Origin of the sequence: Enterobacter cloacae complex sp. P17RS (genome assembly GCF_014895885.1) — a bacterium.
In the GTDB taxonomy this organism is placed as follows: Bacteria; Pseudomonadota; Gammaproteobacteria; order Enterobacterales; family Enterobacteriaceae; genus Enterobacter; species Enterobacter bugandensis.
On sequence record NZ_JADBQK010000028.1, the window covers coordinates 36,570 to 55,377 of the forward strand.

General features: G+C 53.2%; 16 protein-coding genes and 1 pseudogene. 12 read left to right on the forward strand and 5 right to left on the reverse strand.

Annotation, left to right across the window (positions count from 1 at the left end; translation table 11 throughout):
- Window positions 1-3: 3 nt before the first annotated feature.
- The 4 genes from xylF to xylR all read left to right on the forward strand — a co-directional run bounded on the left by xylF (window position 4) and on the right by xylR (window position 4,981).
- On the forward strand, window positions 4-996 hold the full coding sequence (gene xylF / locus IM265_RS18875) for a D-xylose ABC transporter substrate-binding protein (protein WP_041911619.1): 993 nt from the start codon (window positions 4-6) through the stop codon (window positions 994-996).
- Window positions 997-1,068: 72 nt separating this feature from the next.
- On the forward strand, window positions 1,069-2,610 hold the full coding sequence (locus IM265_RS18880) for a xylose ABC transporter ATP-binding protein (RefSeq protein WP_182035305.1): 1,542 nt from the start codon (window positions 1,069-1,071) through the stop codon (window positions 2,608-2,610).
- On the forward strand, window positions 2,588-3,769 hold the full coding sequence (gene xylH / locus IM265_RS18885; RefSeq protein WP_193031584.1) for a xylose ABC transporter permease XylH: 1,182 nt from the start codon (window positions 2,588-2,590) through the stop codon (window positions 3,767-3,769). The genes IM265_RS18880 and xylH overlap by 23 nt, the downstream gene beginning before the upstream one ends.
- 33 nt (window positions 3,770-3,802) lie before the next feature.
- A complete protein-coding gene (gene xylR / locus IM265_RS18890; RefSeq protein WP_182035309.1) occupies window positions 3,803-4,981 on the forward strand; it encodes a D-xylose utilization transcriptional activator XylR in 1,179 nt (392 codons plus the stop codon).
- 39 nt (window positions 4,982-5,020) lie between these two features.
- On the opposite strand, the gene IM265_RS18895 is transcribed toward xylR, so the two are convergent.
- The gene (locus IM265_RS18895; protein ID WP_032644950.1) at window positions 5,021-5,845 is read right to left on the reverse strand and encodes a protein bax; all 825 of its coding nucleotides are present in this window, start codon (window positions 5,843-5,845) and stop codon (window positions 5,021-5,023) included.
- Window positions 5,846-6,159: 314 nt separating this feature from the next.
- On the opposite strand from IM265_RS18895, the gene IM265_RS18900 reads away from it, so the two are divergent.
- The 7 genes and pseudogenes from IM265_RS18900 to IM265_RS18930 all read left to right on the forward strand — a co-directional run bounded on the left by IM265_RS18900 (window position 6,160) and on the right by IM265_RS18930 (window position 14,470).
- The gene (locus IM265_RS18900) at window positions 6,160-8,190 is read left to right on the forward strand and encodes an alpha-amylase (RefSeq protein ID WP_193031582.1); all 2,031 of its coding nucleotides are present in this window, start codon (window positions 6,160-6,162) and stop codon (window positions 8,188-8,190) included.
- Between the two features lie 200 nt (window positions 8,191-8,390).
- Window positions 8,391-9,647 carry a valine--pyruvate transaminase gene (gene avtA / locus IM265_RS18905; protein ID WP_182035313.1) on the forward strand — a complete coding sequence of 419 codons (1,257 nt, stop codon included), beginning with the start codon at window positions 8,391-8,393 and terminating at the stop codon, window positions 9,645-9,647.
- Window positions 9,648-10,109: 462 nt separating this feature from the next.
- The gene (locus IM265_RS22220) at window positions 10,110-10,352 is read left to right on the forward strand and encodes a hypothetical protein (protein ID WP_193031579.1); all 243 of its coding nucleotides are present in this window, start codon (window positions 10,110-10,112) and stop codon (window positions 10,350-10,352) included.
- Window positions 10,349-11,191: a collagen-like triple helix repeat-containing protein gene (locus IM265_RS18915; RefSeq protein ID WP_182035317.1), complete on the forward strand. Its 843-nt coding sequence runs from the start codon at window positions 10,349-10,351 to the stop codon at window positions 11,189-11,191. The genes IM265_RS22220 and IM265_RS18915 overlap by 4 nt, the downstream gene beginning before the upstream one ends.
- Window positions 11,192-11,281: 90 nt before the next feature.
- Window positions 11,282-13,000, forward strand: a complete 1,719-nt coding sequence (locus IM265_RS18920; RefSeq protein WP_182035319.1) for a ShlB/FhaC/HecB family hemolysin secretion/activation protein — start codon at window positions 11,282-11,284, stop codon at window positions 12,998-13,000.
- Window positions 13,001-13,044: 44 nt separating this feature from the next.
- Window positions 13,045-13,181 (forward strand): annotated as a pseudogene (locus IM265_RS18925) (class II aldolase/adducin family protein); the annotation flags it as partial.
- Window positions 13,182-13,393: 212 nt separating this feature from the next.
- Window positions 13,394-14,470 carry a type I restriction endonuclease gene (locus IM265_RS18930; RefSeq protein ID WP_182035321.1) on the forward strand — a complete coding sequence of 359 codons (1,077 nt, stop codon included), beginning with the start codon at window positions 13,394-13,396 and terminating at the stop codon, window positions 14,468-14,470.
- A 3-nt stretch (window positions 14,471-14,473) separates the two neighbouring features.
- Here IM265_RS18930 and IM265_RS18935 read toward each other — a convergent pair whose 3' ends face one another.
- From IM265_RS18935 to IM265_RS18945, 3 genes are all read right to left on the reverse strand, one after another.
- Window positions 14,474-14,881, reverse strand: a complete 408-nt coding sequence (locus tag IM265_RS18935) for a type II toxin-antitoxin system HicB family antitoxin (RefSeq protein ID WP_193031577.1) — start codon at window positions 14,879-14,881, stop codon at window positions 14,474-14,476.
- 14 nt (window positions 14,882-14,895) lie between these two features.
- On the reverse strand, window positions 14,896-15,081 hold the full coding sequence (locus tag IM265_RS18940) for a type II toxin-antitoxin system HicA family toxin (RefSeq protein ID WP_063943254.1): 186 nt from the start codon (window positions 15,079-15,081) through the stop codon (window positions 14,896-14,898).
- A gap of 209 nt (window positions 15,082-15,290) precedes the next feature.
- Window positions 15,291-16,031: a MipA/OmpV family protein gene (locus IM265_RS18945; protein WP_028015056.1), complete on the reverse strand. Its 741-nt coding sequence runs from the start codon at window positions 16,029-16,031 to the stop codon at window positions 15,291-15,293.
- Between the two features lie 117 nt (window positions 16,032-16,148).
- Here IM265_RS18945 and IM265_RS18950 point away from each other — a divergent pair, with 117 nt between their 5' ends.
- The gene (locus IM265_RS18950; protein ID WP_065365927.1) at window positions 16,149-17,114 is read left to right on the forward strand and encodes a LysR family transcriptional regulator; all 966 of its coding nucleotides are present in this window, start codon (window positions 16,149-16,151) and stop codon (window positions 17,112-17,114) included.
- Here the strand turns inward: IM265_RS18950 and aldB are convergent.
- Window positions 17,111-18,649, reverse strand: coding sequence for an aldehyde dehydrogenase AldB (gene aldB / locus IM265_RS18955; RefSeq protein ID WP_041911639.1), 1,539 nt, complete (start codon window positions 18,647-18,649; stop codon window positions 17,111-17,113). The genes IM265_RS18950 and aldB overlap by 4 nt on opposite strands.
- Window positions 18,650-18,808: the final 159 nt, after the last annotated feature.

Sequence of the window (18,808 nt, forward strand, 5' to 3'; positions counted from 1 at the left end):
ATTATGAAGATAAAGAACCTGACCCTAACGCTCTGCACTACGCTCCTCCTTGTAAGCTTTGCAGGACATGCCAAGGAGGTCAAAATTGGTATGGCGATAGATGACCTGCGTCTGGAGCGCTGGCAAAAAGATCGCGATATTTTTGTGAAAAAAGCGGAATCACTCGGTGCGAATGTGTTTGTTCAGTCGGCTAACGGCAATGAAGAAACGCAAATGTCGCAGATCGAGAATATGATCAACCGGGGAGTCGATGTTCTTGTCATTATCCCTTATAACGGCCAGGTATTAAGTAACGTGGTGAAAGAAGCGAAGCAGGAAGGCATAAAAGTTCTCGCTTATGACCGCATGATTAATAACGCCGATATTGATTATTATATTTCCTTCGACAATGAAAAAGTGGGCGAATTACAGGCGCAAAGCCTGATCGACAAAGTGCCTCAAGGCAATTATTTCCTGATGGGCGGTTCGCCGGTGGATAACAACGCCAAACTGTTCCGCGAAGGGCAAATGAAGGTCCTTAAGCCGTACATCGACAGCGGCAAAATTAAGGTGGTCGGCGATCAGTGGGCCGACGGATGGTTACCAGAAAATGCCCTGAAGATTATGGAAAATGCGCTGACGGCCAATAACAACAAAATTGATGCTGTCGTGGCCTCCAACGATGCCACAGCAGGCGGGGCTATTCAGGCTCTGAGTGCCCAGGGACTGGCCGGTAAAGTCGCGATTTCTGGTCAGGATGCCGACCTGGCGGGCGTAAAACGCATTATCGCAGGTACTCAGACCATGACGGTCTACAAACCGATTACTGAGCTTGCCAATACGGCGGCGGAAATTGCCGTTGAGCTGGGCAACGGTAAGCAACCTAAAGCAGATGCAACGCTGAATAACGGCCTGAAAGACGTTCCGGCTCGCCTGCTCACGCCAATTGAAGTCAATAAAGAGAACATTGACGCCACCGTTATTAAAGACGGTTTCCACAAGAAGAGCGAACTGTAATCCGGCGCTGCCCCTGCTCTGCGGGGGCGCATCACGTTGTACTGTTCTTCCCTCGGGTTATGTGGAGCAGTTATGCCTTATTTACTTGAAATGAAAAGCATCACCAAGCGCTTCGGCGCGGTGAAAGCCGTCGACAACGTCAGTCTCCGGTTGAACCCTGGCGAAGTGGTTTCGCTGTGTGGCGAGAATGGTTCGGGCAAATCAACGCTGATGAAAGTCCTGTGTGGGATCTACCCGCACGGCAGTTACGAAGGCGAAATTGTCTTTGCTGGTGAAGTCATCCAGGCGACGCACATTCGCGACACCGAACGTAAAGGCATCGCCATCATCCACCAGGAGCTGGCGCTGGTGAAACATCTCACCGTGCTGGAGAACATCTTCCTCGGAGCCGAGATTTCCCGCCACGGCGTGCTGGATTACGACACCATGACGCTCCGCTGTGAAAAGCTGCTGGCGCAGGTGAGCCTCAACATTTCACCGGATACCCGCGTGGGCGATCTGGGCCTGGGGCAACAGCAGCTGGTCGAAATTGCGAAGGCGCTGAATAAACAGGTCAGGCTGCTGATCCTCGATGAGCCAACGGCGTCACTCACCGAACAGGAAACTGCGGTTCTGCTCAATATCATCCGCGATCTGCAAAACCACGGTATCGCCTGCATCTACATTTCGCACAAGCTGAACGAGGTAAAAGCCATTTCGGACACCATCTGCGTGATCCGCGACGGGCAACACATCGGCACGCGTGAAGCTGCGGGCATGAGTGAAGATGACATCATCACCATGATGGTGGGCCGCGAGCTGACCGCGCTCTACCCGAATGAGCCCCACAGTCAGGGCGATGAAGTGCTGCGCGTGGAAAACCTGACCGCGTGGCACCCCGTTAACCGCCACATTAAGCGGGTCAATAACGTTTCGTTTTCCCTTCACAGCGGCGAAATTCTTGGGATTGCTGGGCTCGTCGGTGCCGGGCGCACCGAAGCCGTGCAGTGCCTGTTTGGCGTGTGGCCAGGGCGCTGGGAGGGCACGATATATATAGACGGCCAGCCCGTGAGAATCGACAACTGCCAGCAGGCGATTGCCCGCGGCATTGCCATGGTGCCGGAAGACCGCAAAAAAGACGGCATCGTACCGGTCATGGCGGTGGGTAAAAACATCACCCTTGCGGCACTCGATCGGTTCTCCGGCGCGCTGAGCAGCCTGGATGATGCCGCCGAGCAGCAGTGCATCCTTCAGTCACTTGCCCGGCTGAAGGTCAAAACTTCCTCGCCGGGACTGGCGATTGGCCGACTGAGCGGTGGTAACCAGCAGAAGGCGATTCTGGCGCGCTGTCTGCTCCTCAATCCACGCATATTAATCCTTGATGAGCCGACGCGCGGGATCGATATCGGTGCCAAATACGAAATCTACAAACTGATTAATCAGCTTGTACAGCAAGGAATTGCCGTCATTGTCATCTCGTCTGAGTTACCCGAAGTGCTCGGTCTGAGCGACCGCGTGCTGGTCATGCACGAGGGGAAACTGAAAGCCAACCTGATTAACCAGAACCTGACGCAAGAGCAGGTGATGGAAGCCGCTTTAAGGAGCGAACGTCATGTCGAAAAGCAATCCGTCTGATATCAAAGTCGCTGTTCCGACGCCCGGCGCGTTCGTGGGGCTAAAAGCGCTGAACCTGCAGGTTTTCGTGATGATCGCGGCGATTATCGTCATCATGCTGTTCTTCACGTGGATGACGGATGGCTCGTACTTAAGCGCGCGTAACGTCTCAAACCTGCTCCGCCAGACCGCCATCACCGGCATCCTGGCCGTGGGCATGGTGTTCGTGATCATCTCTGCGGAAATCGACCTGTCGGTCGGGTCGATGATGGGTCTTCTCGGCGGCGTGGCGGCCATTTTTGACGTCTGGCTCGGCTGGCCGCTGCCGCTGACCGTGGCGGTGACGCTGGTACTGGGGCTGGTTTTAGGGGCCTGGAACGGCTGGTGGGTTGCCTATCGGAAGGTGCCATCGTTTATCGTCACCCTGGCGGGAATGCTGGCCTTCCGCGGGATCTTGATCGGTATCACTAACGGCACGACCGTCTCCCCGACCAGCGCGGCGATGTCCCAAATTGGCCAGAGTTACCTCTCGGACAGCATAGGCTTTACGATCGGCGTGGTGGGACTGCTGGCGTTTGTCGCGTGGCAGTGGCGTGGACGTATGCGCCGTCAGGCGCTGGGTCTTGCGTCGCCAGCGTCAACGTCCGTGGTAGGACGTCAGGCGCTGACGGCGGTCATTGTGCTGGGCGCCATCTGGCTTCTTAACGACTATCGCGGCGTTCCGACGCCGGTACTGCTGCTGGCGCTGTTACTGCTCGGCGGCATGTTTATGGCGACGCGCACCGCGTTTGGCCGTCGTATTTATGCCATCGGCGGCAACCTTGAAGCTGCTCGCCTGTCGGGTATTAACGTCGAACGTACCAAGCTGGCGGTTTTCGCCATTAACGGCCTGATGGTCGCTATCGCCGGGTTGATCCTCAGCTCGCGTCTGGGGGCAGGCTCTCCTTCCGCCGGTAACATCGCCGAGCTGGATGCTATCGCTGCCTGCGTCATCGGTGGCACCAGCCTCGCAGGCGGTATCGGTAGCGTGGCGGGCGCGGTCATGGGGGCATTTATCATGGCGTCGTTGGATAACGGGATGAGTATGATGGACGTCCCGACGTTTTGGCAGTATATCGTCAAGGGGGCCATTCTTTTACTGGCAGTCTGGATGGACTCTGCCACCAAGCGACGAGCCTGATAACCGCATTGTGACTTAATTGGGAAGCGAGCCATGTTTGAAAAGCGTCACCGCATTACGTTGTTATTCAATGCCAACAAAGCCTACGACCGTCAGGTGGTAGAAGGCGTGGGTGAATATTTGCAGGCGTCGCAATCCGAATGGGATATTTTTATTGAAGAAGATTTCCGCACCCGTCTGGAGAACATCAAAGACTGGCTGGGTGATGGCGTTATCGCCGACTATGACGATCCCATCATCGAGCAGCTGCTAACCGACGTCGACGTGCCGATTGTGGGCGTCGGCGGCTCGTATCATTCACCCGAACACTATCCGCCGGTCCACTACATCGCCACCGATAATCATGCCCTGGTCGAGGACGCCTTTCTCCATTTAAAGGAGAAAGGCGTCCATCGCTTCGCGTTTTATGGTTTACCCGCCACCAGCGGTAAGCGCTGGGCCGTGGAGCGTGAACATGCGTTTTGCCAGTTGGTCGCACAGGAGAAGTACCGCGGCGTGGTCTATCAGGGGCTGGAAACCGCACCGGAAAACTGGCAGCACGCGCAAAACCGCCTGGCGGACTGGCTGCAAACGCTGCCACCGCAAACCGGCATTATTGCCGTGACGGACGCCCGCGCCCGACACGTGCTGCAGGTCTGCGAACATTTGCATATCCCGGTGCCTGAAAAACTGTGCGTGATTGGCATTGATAACGAAGAACTGACCCGCTACCTGTCCCGCGTGGCGCTCTCCTCCGTAGCACAGGGCACACGTCAGATGGGCTATCAGGCAGCAAAGCTGTTGCACCGTCTGCTGGATAAAGAGGCTCTGCCGCTTCAGCGCCTGCTGGTTCCCCCCGTCCGCGTCGTTGAGCGTCGCTCAACCGATTATCGCTCCCTAAGCGACCCGGCCGTCATTCAGGCCATGCACTATATCCGCAACCACGCCTGCAAAGGGATTAAGGTCGATCAGGTGCTGGATTCGGTGGGCATTTCGCGTTCGAATCTGGAGAAGCGCTTCAAAGAAGAGGTGGGCGAAACCATTCATGCCGTCATTCATGCGGAGAAGCTGGAGAAGGCCCGCAGCCTGCTTGTCTCTACGTCACTGTCGATCAACGAAATCTCGCAGATGTGCGGCTATCCTTCGCTGCAGTATTTCTATTCGGTGTTTCGCAAAGAGTATGACACCACGCCGAAAGAGTACCGGGATCGCCACAGCGAGGTGCTGATCTAGAAAAGAAAACGCCTTCCAGTGGAAGGCGTTTTTTTGAGATTACATATGGGCGGCGATTAAGCGCTGGTTATCCTGGTACATAGCAAACAGATAGTTGTTATAGCTCTGTCCCTTCGTCGAATAACCTTTCAGCTTGTGGATCATCGTACTGGCCGTCACTTCCTGGTCCGCTTTACGCAGCTGAGCGCGTGATTTACGGAACGATGAGTAGGCCGGGTGCGTGTTCAGATTCACCACATAGGCGTTCACGGAATCTTTCACAGATTCAAACTGCGAATAGCCTTTCACCTTGCCAGGCGCATTCGTACAACGCCCTTTCGCACATTTCATGCCGAACAGGTTGTTGTTATTACGCGCCAGCTTAGAGGTTCCCCAGCCGCTTTCGGCTGCTGCCATGGTCGCTACCATGCTGCCTGGGATAATGTCCACACGCTCAAGGAGAGCATTCCACGGTACGCGACGCGTGTTACCGTTCCAGCTCAGTTTGTAGCGCTTCGTGATGTCTTTCAGACGCGCGCGTTCAGACGGCGACCAGCGGCTATCGTACTGTTTTGAAATTAACCAGTTACGATCCGCCGTAATCGCGGCATTTTGACTTGTTATGTAAGGCATTACCGTCCGGAGAAACGCTTTTTTTCTTGGTGTTCCGGAAGGGTATTTTCGCAAATCAGGAAGTGAACTACTCTTTGCACTATTGCGAGAATACTCTTGTTTACTGCTAACCTTACTACTTGTCGTCTTTATTACGTGGGCTTTCTTACTCGTTGTATCCGTGTGCGTCTTCGCAAGCACCCCACCCGAAAATGTCGTGGTGAGTAACATGAGTATCGCGGCCCCATATCGTCGAATGGGAGTCGATATCATTAGGTCTCCTGGTCGGATGTAATCATCCCAACACCTTATTTTTTTCACAAATTTGAGAGCGGAATCTCAAATCATATCAAAAATAGACTTCAAGAGCACGTATAGAAATAGTCCAAATCCGAAACTATGTCACCTGAAACTTGCTCATAAAAACATCATTCCTGAAAAAATGTGTGCGATATCGCAGATAACTGTCTCATTTCGCGCGGGATCACTCATCCTCACAGATCCTCCCGACAGAAAGCGATGGGGGATGAGTTTTTAACCACAACCTGATGGCACACTGGTCAAAAATGCCGCGACAGGAAAATGGAATGAAACGCACCGCATTAGCTTTTCTGATGTTACCCGCTCTGGCACATGCCGACTGGTCATCGCCGGGGTTTGACGCATTTCGCGCCGAAGGCACCGGGGTTTTCACCAGCCAGGCAAAGCTTGCGAAGGGTACGCGCCCTCTTACACTGAGTTTTGACAAGACGTGCTGGCAGCCCACAGGCGCGATAAAACTCAATGAGATGCTGTCGCTCAAACCCTGCGACGGGTCTCCGCCGCAGTGGCGCCTTTTCCGCGACGGTCAATACCAGATGCGGATTGATACCCGATCCGGGACGCCCACGCTGCTGCTGACAATTCAGAGCACCGCAGAACAGCCGGTTGCAAGCGTTATCCGCCAGTGCCCGAAGTGGGACGGTAAGCCGCTGACGCTGGACGTCAGCCATACCTTCCCGGAAGGATCCGTCGTGCGCGACTACTACAGCAAACAGACGGCCACCGTACAAGATGGAAAAATCACCCTGCAGCCAGCCGCCAACAGTAACGGCCTGCTGCTGCTCGAGCGCGCCGAAACCGACAAACCAGCGCCGTTTAGCTGGCAAAACGCCACGGTCTATTTTGTACTGACAGACCGCTATGTGAATGGCGACCCGGGCAACGACAACAGCTACGGTCGCCACAAAGACGGCATGCAGGAAATTGGCACCTTCCACGGTGGCGATCTTAAAGGGCTCGCCAGCAGGCTCGACTATTTACAGCAGCTGGGGGTGAACGCGCTCTGGATAAGTTCCCCGCTTGAGCAGATCCACGGCTGGGTAGGCGGTGGCACCAAAGGGGACTTCCCACACTATGCCTATCACGGCTACTACACCCAGGACTGGACGAAGCTCGATGCCAACATGGGCACCGAGGATGATCTGCGCCATCTTGTTGATGAAGCGCACAGGCGCGGCATTCGCATCCTGTTCGATATCGTCATGAACCACGCGGGCTACGCGACGCTTGCGGACATGCAGGAGTACCAGTTTGGCGCGCTGTATCTGCAGGGTGATGAGCTGAAAAAGACCCTGGGCGACCGCTGGACGGACTGGAAGCCGGGCGCGGGCCAAAGCTGGCATAGCTTCAACGATTACATCAACTTTAGCGACAAAGCCACATGGGAAAAATGGTGGGGCAAGAAATGGATCCGCACCGACATTGGTGATTACGACAACCCCGGCTTCGACGATTTAACCATGTCGCTGGCGTTCCTACCGGATCTGAAAACGGAATCCACCGCCCCTTCCGGATTACCCAACTTTTATCAGCACAAGCCCGATACCCACGCGAAAGCCATCCCGGGATATACCCCGCGCGACTATCTCACCCACTGGCTCAGCCAGTGGGTGCGCGACTACGGCATTGACGGTTTCCGGGTAGATACCGCGAAGCACGTCGAGCTTGCGGCCTGGCAACAGTTAAAGGACCAGGCTAGTCAGGCGCTGGCCGCGTGGAAAGGGGCCAACCCGGACAAAAAGCTCGATAACGCACCGTTCTGGATGACCGGCGAGTCCTGGGGTCACGGAGTGATGCAAAGCGACTATTACCGCCACGGTTTCGACGCGATGATCAACTTTGATTATCAGGAGCAGGCGGCAAAAGCGGTGGATTGCCTGGCCGATATGGATCTCACCTGGCAGCAGATGGCGGAAAAGCTGCAAAGCTTCAACGTGCTGAGCTATCTCTCCTCCCATGACACTCGCCTGTTCCGCGAAGGAGGCCAGCGCGCTGCGGAGCTGCTCCTGCTGGCACCGGGCAGCGTACAAATCTATTACGGTGATGAATCCGAGCGTCCGTTTGGCCCGACGGGGTCTGACCCGCTGCAGGGTACCCGCTCGGATATGAACTGGCAGGACGTGACGGGCAAGCAGGCCTTAACCGTCGCCCACTGGCAAACGCTGGGCCAGTTCCGTGCCCGCCATCCGGCGATCGGTGAAGGCAAGCAAACCACGCTGTCGCTGAAAGAGGGGTACGGCTTCGTACGCGAGCACAAGGGCGATAAGGTGATGGTGGTATGGGCGGGTAATCAATAATTATCCCCCCCTCACCCTGGGCCTCTCCCCGCATGGGGAGAAGGCCAGGGTGAGGGGTGAAACCCACCAGAACTATTCACTACACAAATCCCTCTCGGCCATACAAAACAACAAATCCGACCACATCTCCCGATTTGCACCAGCACAGTGCTAGCGTTATGGTTACCCACTTTCAAAATAAGCTCGATAGAACACCTGCTATGACGTTTTCACTTTTTGGCGACAAATTCACCCGCCATTCAGGCATTACTCGCCTGATGGAGGACCTCAACGACGGGCTGCGCACACCGGGCGCCATCATGCTCGGCGGCGGAAACCCGGCGCAAATTCCGGAGATGACAACCTATTTCCAGACGCTGCTCGCGCAGATGCTGGAAAACGGCAAAGCGACCGATGCGCTCTGCAATTACGACGGTCCACAGGGTAAAACCGAGCTACTGACTCTCCTTGCCAAAATGCTGCGTGAAGAGCTGGGCTGGGATATCGAACCACAGAATATTGCACTAACAAACGGCAGCCAGAGCGCGTTTTTCTACTTGTTTAACCTCTTCGCAGGGCGTCGTGCCGACGGCACCACCAAAAAGGTGCTGTTCCCGCTGGCACCGGAGTATATCGGCTATGCTGATTCCGGCCTGGAAGAGGATCTGTTCGTCTCCGCGCGCCCGAACATCGAGCTGCTGCCGGAAGGCCAGTTCAAATATCACGTCGATTTTGAACACCTGCATATTGGTGAAGAGACGGGGATGATCTGCGTATCGCGCCCGACGAACCCAACGGGCAACGTGATTACCGACGACGAACTGATGAAGCTGGATGTCCTGGCGAACCAGCACGGCATCCCGCTGGTGATCGACAATGCCTACGGCGTGCCGTTCCCGGGCATTATCTTCAGCGAAGCACGTCCGCTGTGGAACCCGAACATTGTCCTGTGCATGAGCCTCTCCAAGCTGGGTCTGCCGGGCAGCCGCTGCGGCATCATCATCGCCAATGAGAAAATCATCACCGCCATCACCAATATGAACGGCATTATCAGCCTTTCACCGGGCGGTATCGGCCCGGCGATGATGTGCGAAATGATCAAGCGCAACGACCTGCTGCGTCTGTCTAATGAAGTCATCAAACCGTTCTATTACCAGCGCGTTCAGGAGACGATTGCGACGCTTCGCCGCTACTTACCGGAAGAACGCTGCCTGATCCACAAACCTGAAGGAGCGATTTTCCTGTGGCTGTGGTTTAAGGATTTGCCGATCACTACAGAACTGCTCTATCAGCGACTGAAAAAGCGTGGCGTGCTGATGGTGCCGGGCGATTACTTCTTCCCGGGTCTGGATAAGCCGTGGCCGCATACCCATCAGTGCATGCGCATGAACTATGTCCCCGATCCAGAAAAAATCGAAGCGGGCGTTAAAATTCTCGCCGAAGAGATCGAAAAAGCCTGGCACGAAGGCAATTGTTAAAAAATAAGGCTCTTCAAATGAAGAGCCTTATTTTTCCGTGATCTGAATCTTAAATTAAGGATATATCCTGTAGTATTTTAGTTATCCTCGCCGTTAAGTTTCCTTAAGAATATTCCTTTAATTTACATTCGCTAACTACCCCTTCAATAATTAAGCAACAATTAAAGATCCTAACTTATTGTTATTTTGAATTAATCACCTGCAATACAGAAATATACCGTCCCTGGTGGCTTTCATGCATATTTTAAAATATTGCATATACTCACTAATACGCCGCTCGGCGTTCTTTTGCGTGGAGTATTCATATGCTACCTAATAATGTTAGTCGCATCAGCGCTATTGCTGTTGCGGTACTGCTCGCGTTCTCTCTTTCTGCCTGCAGTGGAAGCGGTGGCGGCTCTCATCACTCAACGGCCAAGAATAACCCTGCGACAGGAAGCAGCAGCGGCTCAGGTGATGGAAGTGGCTCAACCGCCAGTAATGGCGGTTCGGGCAGCAACGGTTCGGGTACCGGAACGGGTTCAGGTACCGGTACAGGCGCTGGTGGCGGAACGGGTTCAGGCTCAGGTTCAGGTTCAGGATCGGGGTCAGGCTCAGGCTCAGGAGGCAATGGCAGCGGAGGCACCGGAAATGGCAACACGGGCGGTGGCGGCACCACTACCGCTGGCGTCAATACGATACTGGGTGATGCCGGTAAAACAGTGACCAGCGTCGGATCGACGGTAGATGGTCTCGGAAGCCAGCTTCCAACGAATAATCCCGTCACGTCAACCGTCTCAACCACCGTTAGCGGCGTTGGCAGCGCCGTGTCCACCGTGGGGACAGGCGTCACGACTGGCGTTGGCGATCCAAACAACGCAAACGGTGTGGGTACAACGGTTAAAGGCGTGACCACGTCGGTCACCTCCCTGGGCAATACCGTTTCAACGGTAGGCACGGGCCTGGCGAGTTCCACTTCCGGAACACCGGTCAGCGGCGTAACCGGCCTGACGGGCAGCGTGGTCAACAGTACCGGGCAACTGGTCAGTAACACCGGCACGGGGCTCACTAACACGGTAAGCAGCCCTGCGGTCACTCAGATAACAACCGATACCACGACAGTGGCTAACAAGACGCTGGGCGGGGTACAGGGTGTGACGCAAAGCGTGGGCACCACGACGGGGCTCGGTACACCGGTCAACGGTCTGCTGACCCAGGTGGGTAACACCGTCAGCGGCGTGGGGACCAACGTCAGCAACAGTAATAGCGGGCTTAACGGTGTCGGTCAGGTCGTTCAAAATGTCGGCCAGACGGTGACGGATAGCGGTACGCTGGTCAAACCCGCCTCTTCAACAAGCGGAGGAGGATCGGGCTCTCTCACAGCCAATGCAAATGTGGCGGCCACGAACAACAGTCTGGGTGCAACGGTCAATACGACTCTCAATACCCTGACTGCGGGCGTTACGGCCAACGCAGCAACAACATCAAGCCAAAATACGTCAACATCGAATCCGGTTAACGGACTCAACACGTTAACCACCGGTCTGCTGACGCCAAAACAGTAATTTTATTATTGCCTATCTGCGCCCCTGGTTCAGGGGCGCTTTATACAGCGACACTCACCCCAACCGGGGATGACGAACAGGGATAGCGCGATGAAAAACCACTTCCTTTTTTCGCTGACGGGGCTGGTTGTGCTGAGCATGGCCCGCGCCGATACACTGCCCTCTATTATTAATCCCGATAACCCGGCGCAAGTTTCTCGTAATATTGCCCCCGAACAGACTGAGGCCGTCCCACAGCCGAAAGTCAAAATAGAAAAACCGCAGTCAACGCTGACGCCTGAAACGCCCATTACCATTAATCATATTCAGTTTATTGGCGGCACGCGTTATCCCTTAAAGGAATTACTTCAGCCCTTCAGACCTTACGCCGGAAAAACCGTGCCGCTAAAAACGCTCACGGGGCTGGTAAATAATATTACGGCGCGCTATAAGGCCGACGGTTTTCCGCTCTCCTATGCCTGGCTGCCGGATGATAATTTCCAGCAGGGAAATATTAAAATTGTTCTGGTTGAAGGGTATGTCGCTCACAGTGACATCACCAGTAATAACCCTCACATCGCCGAGCGTCTTAAACGATTGTCAGAAAAAATCATGGCGGAAAAACCCCTGTCTCAGGATACGTTCGATCGCTATAGCCAGCTGATGACCCGTACCCCAAACGTTCCGGTCACGGCCAACGCGCAGCTGCCAACCAATATCTATGGCGCGGCAGCGATGCAGATAACCGGTAATCAGGAGCGGAGCTGGAATATCGCCTCCACGATCGACACCCGTAAAGGGCAAGATTTAATGATGCTGAACGGCACGCTCAGCAACATGACAAGCTATGGCGATCAGTTGGGCGTGGCCACGCTTATGCCGTTAGATAGCAACACGCGAAAAAACTATGTCGGCCTGAACTGGCAGCAGTTTTTAAATGATGAAGGGCTGACGATGCAGCTCAAAGGCAGCTATTACCGTGAAGATCCGCGAGATTTTTCGCCCCTGCTCACTTTGCCGAATAATATCCAGGTCGATTCAAAGCAAAAAACAACGCAGTACAACGGCGGCGTGACGTTTGGCTATCCCCTGCTGCTGACGCAAAAATCCCAAATTAATCTGACCGGCGGTTTTGATTATACCGACCGCCAGGATGATTATGCTCTACAGGCCAGACTACAGGGCAAGACCTATAGTCTGGACTCCGTCAACCAACACGCGCGTTATCCTGCGCTGGAAGTGGGTATCAACGGTGCGCATCAATTCACCGCAGCCAGCATCAGCGGCCGACTCAACGTCCGTCAGGGTATTGATGCGATGGGGGCCGATATCGTCTCAGCCCCTAAACCCAATATGAATTTTACGCTCACAAAAAGCTACCTGGACGCTGCCTGGCTGTTTGCCGACAAGTGGCGGCTATCAACGTCCTGGGAGGGAGACTGGTCAAACAACACGTTGCCAGAGCCCGAACGCGTTAGCTTCGGTGCCCAGCGGTTTGGCCGTGGATACCAGGACAGTGAAGCAAGCGGTGATTACGGCTATGGCGGGCAGGTAGAACTGCGCTATATCCAGATGCGAAAAGAGAGTACCTGGCTTGCCACCATCCAACCCTACATCCTGGCCGATACCGCGCAGACCTGGTTTAACACCTCCGGTTTACCTCATCAGCGGCTCGGGTCAGTGGCGACCGGCGTGATGGTAGGCGATACCCGCCACTATACCATCACGGTTGAGGCGGCAAAGCCCGTTGGGGATGTTCCGACAGATAGCCGCAACAGAGACTGGCGCTACAGTCTGACGTTTACGTGGAATTTCAATAAAATGCAGTAAGCTTTTCAGCCCGAATACTGACAGGATCAACGCAGCATAGTGGGTGGGGCAACGTCAGCGCGGTAGACCGCGAAAGCGGCATGATGGTCATTAAACCGTCCGGTGTGGAATACGACGTGATGACGGCGGAGGATATGGTGGTGTGAACATCGCCACGGGCCAGGTTGTCGAGGGTAATAAAACATAAACAAGAAAAATAAAACATAACGATATATATATAATACTTAATAAACTAGACGGCATCAGCCTTATTTATCTGTTTTTAGTTTAACGAGTCTGTGATCTAAACCTCGGAAATATTTTTTTGCTGCTAATTAATTCTGGCTAGCATTGAATGACATGCATTTTAATGCTATTCCATCAAGACACACAGTAGAAAAATAAGGGTGTCCAATGGAATTTACAGAAAGATTAAATGCATTATCTACTAAAATCAGACAACAAATTGAAGTAATCAATACCGAAGAAGCAACAAAAACTGCGTTTGTGATGCCTTTTATTCATAATGTTTTAGGTTACGATGTTTTTGATCCTTCTGAAGTCACCCCTGAATTTGTATGTGATATAGGCACTAAAAAGGGCGAGAAAATTGATTATGCAATAATGAAAAATAATGATGTACAGATACTTATTGAATGTAAAAAAATTGGCGAGCCGTTAAATATTAATCATGCATCGCAGCTTTTTAGATACTTTCACGTTACAAATGCACGGATATCAATCTTAACAAACGGGCAAATATATAGATTTTATACCGATCTTGATGCACCTAATAAGATGGATGAGAAACCTTTTTTGGAAGTCGACCTACTTGATATTGATGAAAATGTTGTCCCTGAATTAAAAAAATTGACAAAATCATCATTTGATCTTGAATCAATTATTAATGCTGCTGGAGAATTGAAATACGTCAGTCAGATTAAAAGAATACTACATTCACAACTAAACAATCCTGAGGATGACTTCGTTAAATTCTTCGCATCCAGAGTATATGACGGGATGCTAACCCAAAAAGTAAGAGAGTCATTTCTAAATCTTACGAAAAAGGCCGCAAGCCAGTATATAAATGATCAAGTTAATGAGAGGCTTAAATCAGCTATTACTGGTATTACTCCTACCCCCATCGAACCTCCAATCGAAACACAGCCTCTCGAAGAAGACGATCATAAAGATGAAAATGATATCGTTACAACTTTAGAAGAATTAGAAGGTTTTCATATTGTAAAAGCAATTACTCGGACTGTACTGGAGGCACCGCGCATTACCCATAGAGACACAAAGAGTTATTGTGGAGTCCTTGTAGACGATAACAACCGCAAACCCCTTTGCCGATTGCATTTTAATCGCTCACAAAAATACATCGGTCTTTTCGATATAGAAAAAAACGAAACGCGCCATCCCATAGCGATGGTGGATGATATTTATATTTTTGAGGATATTCTAAAAGCAACCGCAGCTCTCTATAGTTAATTTTTACCCAGGCAGCACGCGACGTGCTGCCTCAGCCAGAAATGCGCTTCGATTACCGAACTGAGGATGCTCGCTGACAAAGGAATCAATCTTTACCAGCAAACGTCGAGGCATCGTGATGTTGATACGCTCGGCTCTGCCGTCAAACTGCCTCATATTAATATCCACCAGCAACCATTGCCCGCCCGTGAAGTCGTCAGGGTGATTTTCAAGGTGCACTTCGACATTCCCCGGAAGAGGCAATGCTTCATCCATTTCAAACAGCGCTTCGAAGTGCGCGGTGAGCGCCTCACGTGCATCCTGAAAAGCGTCGTCCAGGGAATCACCTGCAAAAAAACAGCCTGGAACGTCAGGAAAAAAGCCGCTGGCGCTACCGTCGGTGTCAGAATGAATGTAAGCCGGATAAAACATAACTACTCCTGATATCAGTGTTTAATTCCCGCCTGCCGCCATATCTGCGCGAGCGCGCCCGGTTTAATATCCTTCTTAGGATGTGGGACAGTAACCAGCCCTTTCTGTTCGGGATGGCGAAACTGATGATGGCTTCCTTTCGTTCTGACACATTTCCAGCCGTGGCCGATCAGAACGGTAATGACATCCGCACTTTTCACATCCCAGTCCTTCCATGATTATACACATGATACACACCATTGCTATCGGGTCGAAACACATTAGCGCATAAGGAACATCAGTGCAGCCGTGTTTTGGCGGAACAGGAAGAAGCATCGAGAAATGAAAAAGGAATACGTTGTATTGCAGATAAAAATGCAGGCAAGATCGTAGGCCGGACAAGGCAACGCCGTCGCCCGGCTTTACCGCATCAGAAGCGCCAGGTCAGGCCGGTCATTAGCGCGAAGCTATCATCGCGGTCGATCATCGGGCTGTTCTTCACGTCATCAGGCAACACGGTGTAGACCGCGCTGGCGTTGAGGTACAGCTTCTGGGTTAACTGATATTTAGCTACCAGACCAACGTAGGGCGTCCAGCTGTCGCCGGCGGTGTATTGATCCAGCCCTGAGCGGCGTGACTCGCTGCCGGATACGCCGTAGTAGTAGTCGTTATAGCTCTCGTCGCTGTAAAAAACACCGACAGAAGGCGTCAGGGTCAAACGCTCCATCCTGATTGGACGGAAGTAGGATACCTCGCCCACCACGCCGCCGCTTTCATCCGTGGCATCGCCTGAGACCGCCACTTTCAGAGAACCCCAGCTTTCGTGGCGGTAGTACGCACCGCCGAGGAACGCAGAGGCTTTACGCTCATCAAGCTGCTTCATCTGGTGGTCGTCGTTATCATCCGGATCAAAATGCAGCGGCATCCAGGATGCGGTCAGGCTGAGTTCATTTTTTGCGTCTTTCCACAGGATCCATCCGCCCGTGGTCTGGCGAACATAGAAACGATCGCCCTCATAGCTAATTAACGGCACCGCGGTGGTATTTTCGTTATAGCCTTTATAAGGAGACTCATTAAATACGGCCCCCGCGCCAAGTGAAAAGTCACCGGCCATTGCAGAAGAGGTTGCAAATAACGTGGCAGCAATCAGTAAATTGTATTTAATAGTCATGTGAAGTAATCCATTTATACGCCAAATAAGCGGGGCGAATAATAATGGTTCCAAATTTGCCGGTGCAACGCTGCAGTTTATATAATATTATATATAAAACCATATAGATGGGTGCGCATGATGAATAAATTACAGCTAAAGCCACGCGAGTTAAAAATAATCTCCGTCATCGCAGCCACCCACAGCATTGGTGATGCCGCCGCCCTGCTGGGCATGGCGCAGGCCAACGTCAGTAAATATCTCTCGGATTTTGAAACGCGGGTTGGGCTTAAGGTTTTTGAGCGCACGACCCGCCAGCTCGCTCTGACGCAGTTCGGTGAAGCATTACTCCCCTATATCGACGCCACGCTGGACAAAAACACGCAACTTATTAATTTCATTGCCGATTATAAGCATGAAAAGCGTGGAAAAGTCACGATTTACGCCCCAACGGGCATTGTGACCTATCTCGCGCGCCACGTGATCCACCAGATAAAGGACATCGGGGACATTCGTATTTCCCTGAAAACCTACAACCTGGACCGCAACGAATATTCAGAAGGTGTGTCCTTCCCGGATGACTGTGATATTTTAATTACCTATGCTCAGCCAAAAGATGAAAGTCTGGTCGCCAGCGTGTTAGCAAAATATTCCGTCACTGCATTCGCAACCCAGGAATATTTAAATAAACATCCTTTAACCGGACCTGAAGATTTAATTAATCACTCCTGTATTCTGATCGACTCCATGCTGGTCGATGACGCCAACATCTGGCGTTTTCGCATGCATGGCAGTGATGATGTGCATGATTATCGGGTAACCGGAAACTATATTTGCGACAATACCCAGACGGCCCTGGAGCTGGCAAGAAATAATCTTGGCATTGTGTTCGCGCCGAAAGAAAGCCTGAAGAAGGAATTAACGCAAGGCACGCTGGTCCCCTGTTTCCCGCATCAGGAAGAGTGGTGGCTCGATCTGACCGCCATCTTCCGCAAGCGCGAATATCAGCCCTGGCGCGTACAATATGTTCTGGATGGTGTCCTCAACTGTCTGCGCCAGCAAATTGCTCAGGCCGTCCATGGACGGCCTGAACTGGGCGATTAGAATAGCCCCAGCGGTTTATCGGAGTAGCTGACAAGTAGACATTTCGTCTGCTGGTAATGCTCCAGCATCATCTTGTGCGTTTCACGCCCGATGCCCGATTGCTTATACCCGCCAAATGCCGCGTGAGCCGGATAGGCGTGGTAGCAGTTGGTCCATACGCGCCCCGCCTGAATGCCTCTGCCCATTTTATAGGCCAGATTACCGTTACGGCTCCAGACTCCCGCCCCCAGGCCATACGGCGTGTCGTTGGCAATCTCCAGCGCCTCCTCCATCGTTTTGAAGGTAGTCACCGCCAGCACCGGTCCGAAAATCTCCTCCTGGAAGACGCGCATGTTGTTCTGCCCGAACAGGATCGTCGGCTCAAGGTAATACCCTTCCTGCAGATCCCCGCCGAGCACCTTACGGCGACCGCCGGTCAGGATATCCGCCCCTTCCTTCTTGCCGATATCGATGTAGTTGAGGATAGTCTCCAGCTGGCCATGCGAGACCTGCGCCCCCATCTGCGTAACGTTATCGAGCGGGTTACCGCTGCGGATAGACTCGACGCGGCGAATGGCCCTCTCCATAAAGCGCTCGTAGATGGACTCCTGCACCAGCGCGCGGCTTGGGCAGGTGCAGACTTCGCCCTGGTTAAAGGCAAACAGCGCAAACCCTTCCAGCGCCTTGTCGAAGAAAGCGTCCTCTTCCTCCATCACGTCCGCGAAGAAGATGTTCGGGGACTTCCCGCCCAGCTCGAGAGTCACCGGAATGATGTTTTGCGTGGCGTACTGCATAATCTGCTGGCCCACTTCCGTCGATCCAGTAAACGCCACTTTAGCGATCCGTTTTGAGGTGGCCAGATATTCCCCTATCTCACCGCCCGCGCCGTTCACCACGTTAATCACCCCCGGCGGCAGAAGATCGGCAACAATTTCCATCAGCAGCAGGACAGAGAGCGGGGTTAAACGCGCCGGTTTAAGCACAATGCAGTTCCCGGCGGCCAGCGCGGGCGCCATTTTCCAGCTCGCCATCAGCAGCGGGAAGTTCCACGGAATAATTTGCCCGACGACCCCCAGCGGCTCGTGGAAGTGGTACGCCACGGTGTCGCTATCTACCTCGCTTATTCCGCCCTCCTGCGCGCGAATACAGGAGGCAAAATAGCGGAAGTGGTCGATAGCCAGCGGCACGTCTGCCGCCATCGTTTCCCGGATCGGCTTGCCGTTATCCCAGGTTTCCGCCGTCGCCAGCAGCTCCAGGTTCTGCTCCATCCGGTCGGCGATTTTGAACAAAATGGCCGCGCGCTCCTGAACGGAGGTATGGCCCCATTTATCTTTCGCTTTGTGCGCCGCATCCAGCGCCAGATCGATATCCCGCTTGCCGGAGCTGGCAATCTCGCACAGCGGCTGGCCGGTAACGGGCGTCAGGTTGGAATAGTATTCGCCGTCGACGGGGGCCACCCAGTCGCCGCCGATAAAATTGTCATAACGGGGCTTCAGCTTGAGGGGAAAACCATACTCGCCGGGCTGGATACGCGAAGAGGGAGGATTGTTTGTCATGACCGTCTCCTTGCTGTTGGTGTACAACAAGGGTAGTCCCGGCTGGCGGTTTTCTCGCCAGTGGGTGACGGGTTTACGAGCCGTATCACGGATTACCGTACTTTACGTTTCGTTTCTGCCACTGAGCCATACTTAACAGCTCAAGGGCTCATGAGGAAC

Coding starts and splice junctions, on each gene's coding strand:
- xylF (WP_041911619.1), top strand. CDS start 4: ATGAAGATAAAGAACCTGACCCTAACGCTCTGCACTACGCTCCTCCTT.
- IM265_RS18880 (WP_182035305.1), top strand. CDS start 1,069: ATGCCTTATTTACTTGAAATGAAAAGCATCACCAAGCGCTTCGGCGCG.
- xylH (WP_193031584.1), top strand. CDS start 2,588: ATGTCGAAAAGCAATCCGTCTGATATCAAAGTCGCTGTTCCGACGCCC.
- xylR (WP_182035309.1), top strand. CDS start 3,803: ATGTTTGAAAAGCGTCACCGCATTACGTTGTTATTCAATGCCAACAAA.
- IM265_RS18895 (WP_032644950.1), bottom strand. CDS start 5,845: ATGATATCGACTCCCATTCGACGATATGGGGCCGCGATACTCATGTTA.
- IM265_RS18900 (WP_193031582.1), top strand. CDS start 6,160: ATGAAACGCACCGCATTAGCTTTTCTGATGTTACCCGCTCTGGCACAT.
- avtA (WP_182035313.1), top strand. CDS start 8,391: ATGACGTTTTCACTTTTTGGCGACAAATTCACCCGCCATTCAGGCATT.
- IM265_RS18920 (WP_182035319.1), top strand. CDS start 11,282: ATGAAAAACCACTTCCTTTTTTCGCTGACGGGGCTGGTTGTGCTGAGC.
- IM265_RS18930 (WP_182035321.1), top strand. CDS start 13,394: ATGGAATTTACAGAAAGATTAAATGCATTATCTACTAAAATCAGACAA.
- IM265_RS18935 (WP_193031577.1), bottom strand. CDS start 14,881: ATGTTTTATCCGGCTTACATTCATTCTGACACCGACGGTAGCGCCAGC.
- IM265_RS18945 (WP_028015056.1), bottom strand. CDS start 16,031: ATGACTATTAAATACAATTTACTGATTGCTGCCACGTTATTTGCAACC.
- IM265_RS18950 (WP_065365927.1), top strand. CDS start 16,149: ATGATGAATAAATTACAGCTAAAGCCACGCGAGTTAAAAATAATCTCC.
- aldB (WP_041911639.1), bottom strand. CDS start 18,649: ATGACAAACAATCCTCCCTCTTCGCGTATCCAGCCCGGCGAGTATGGT.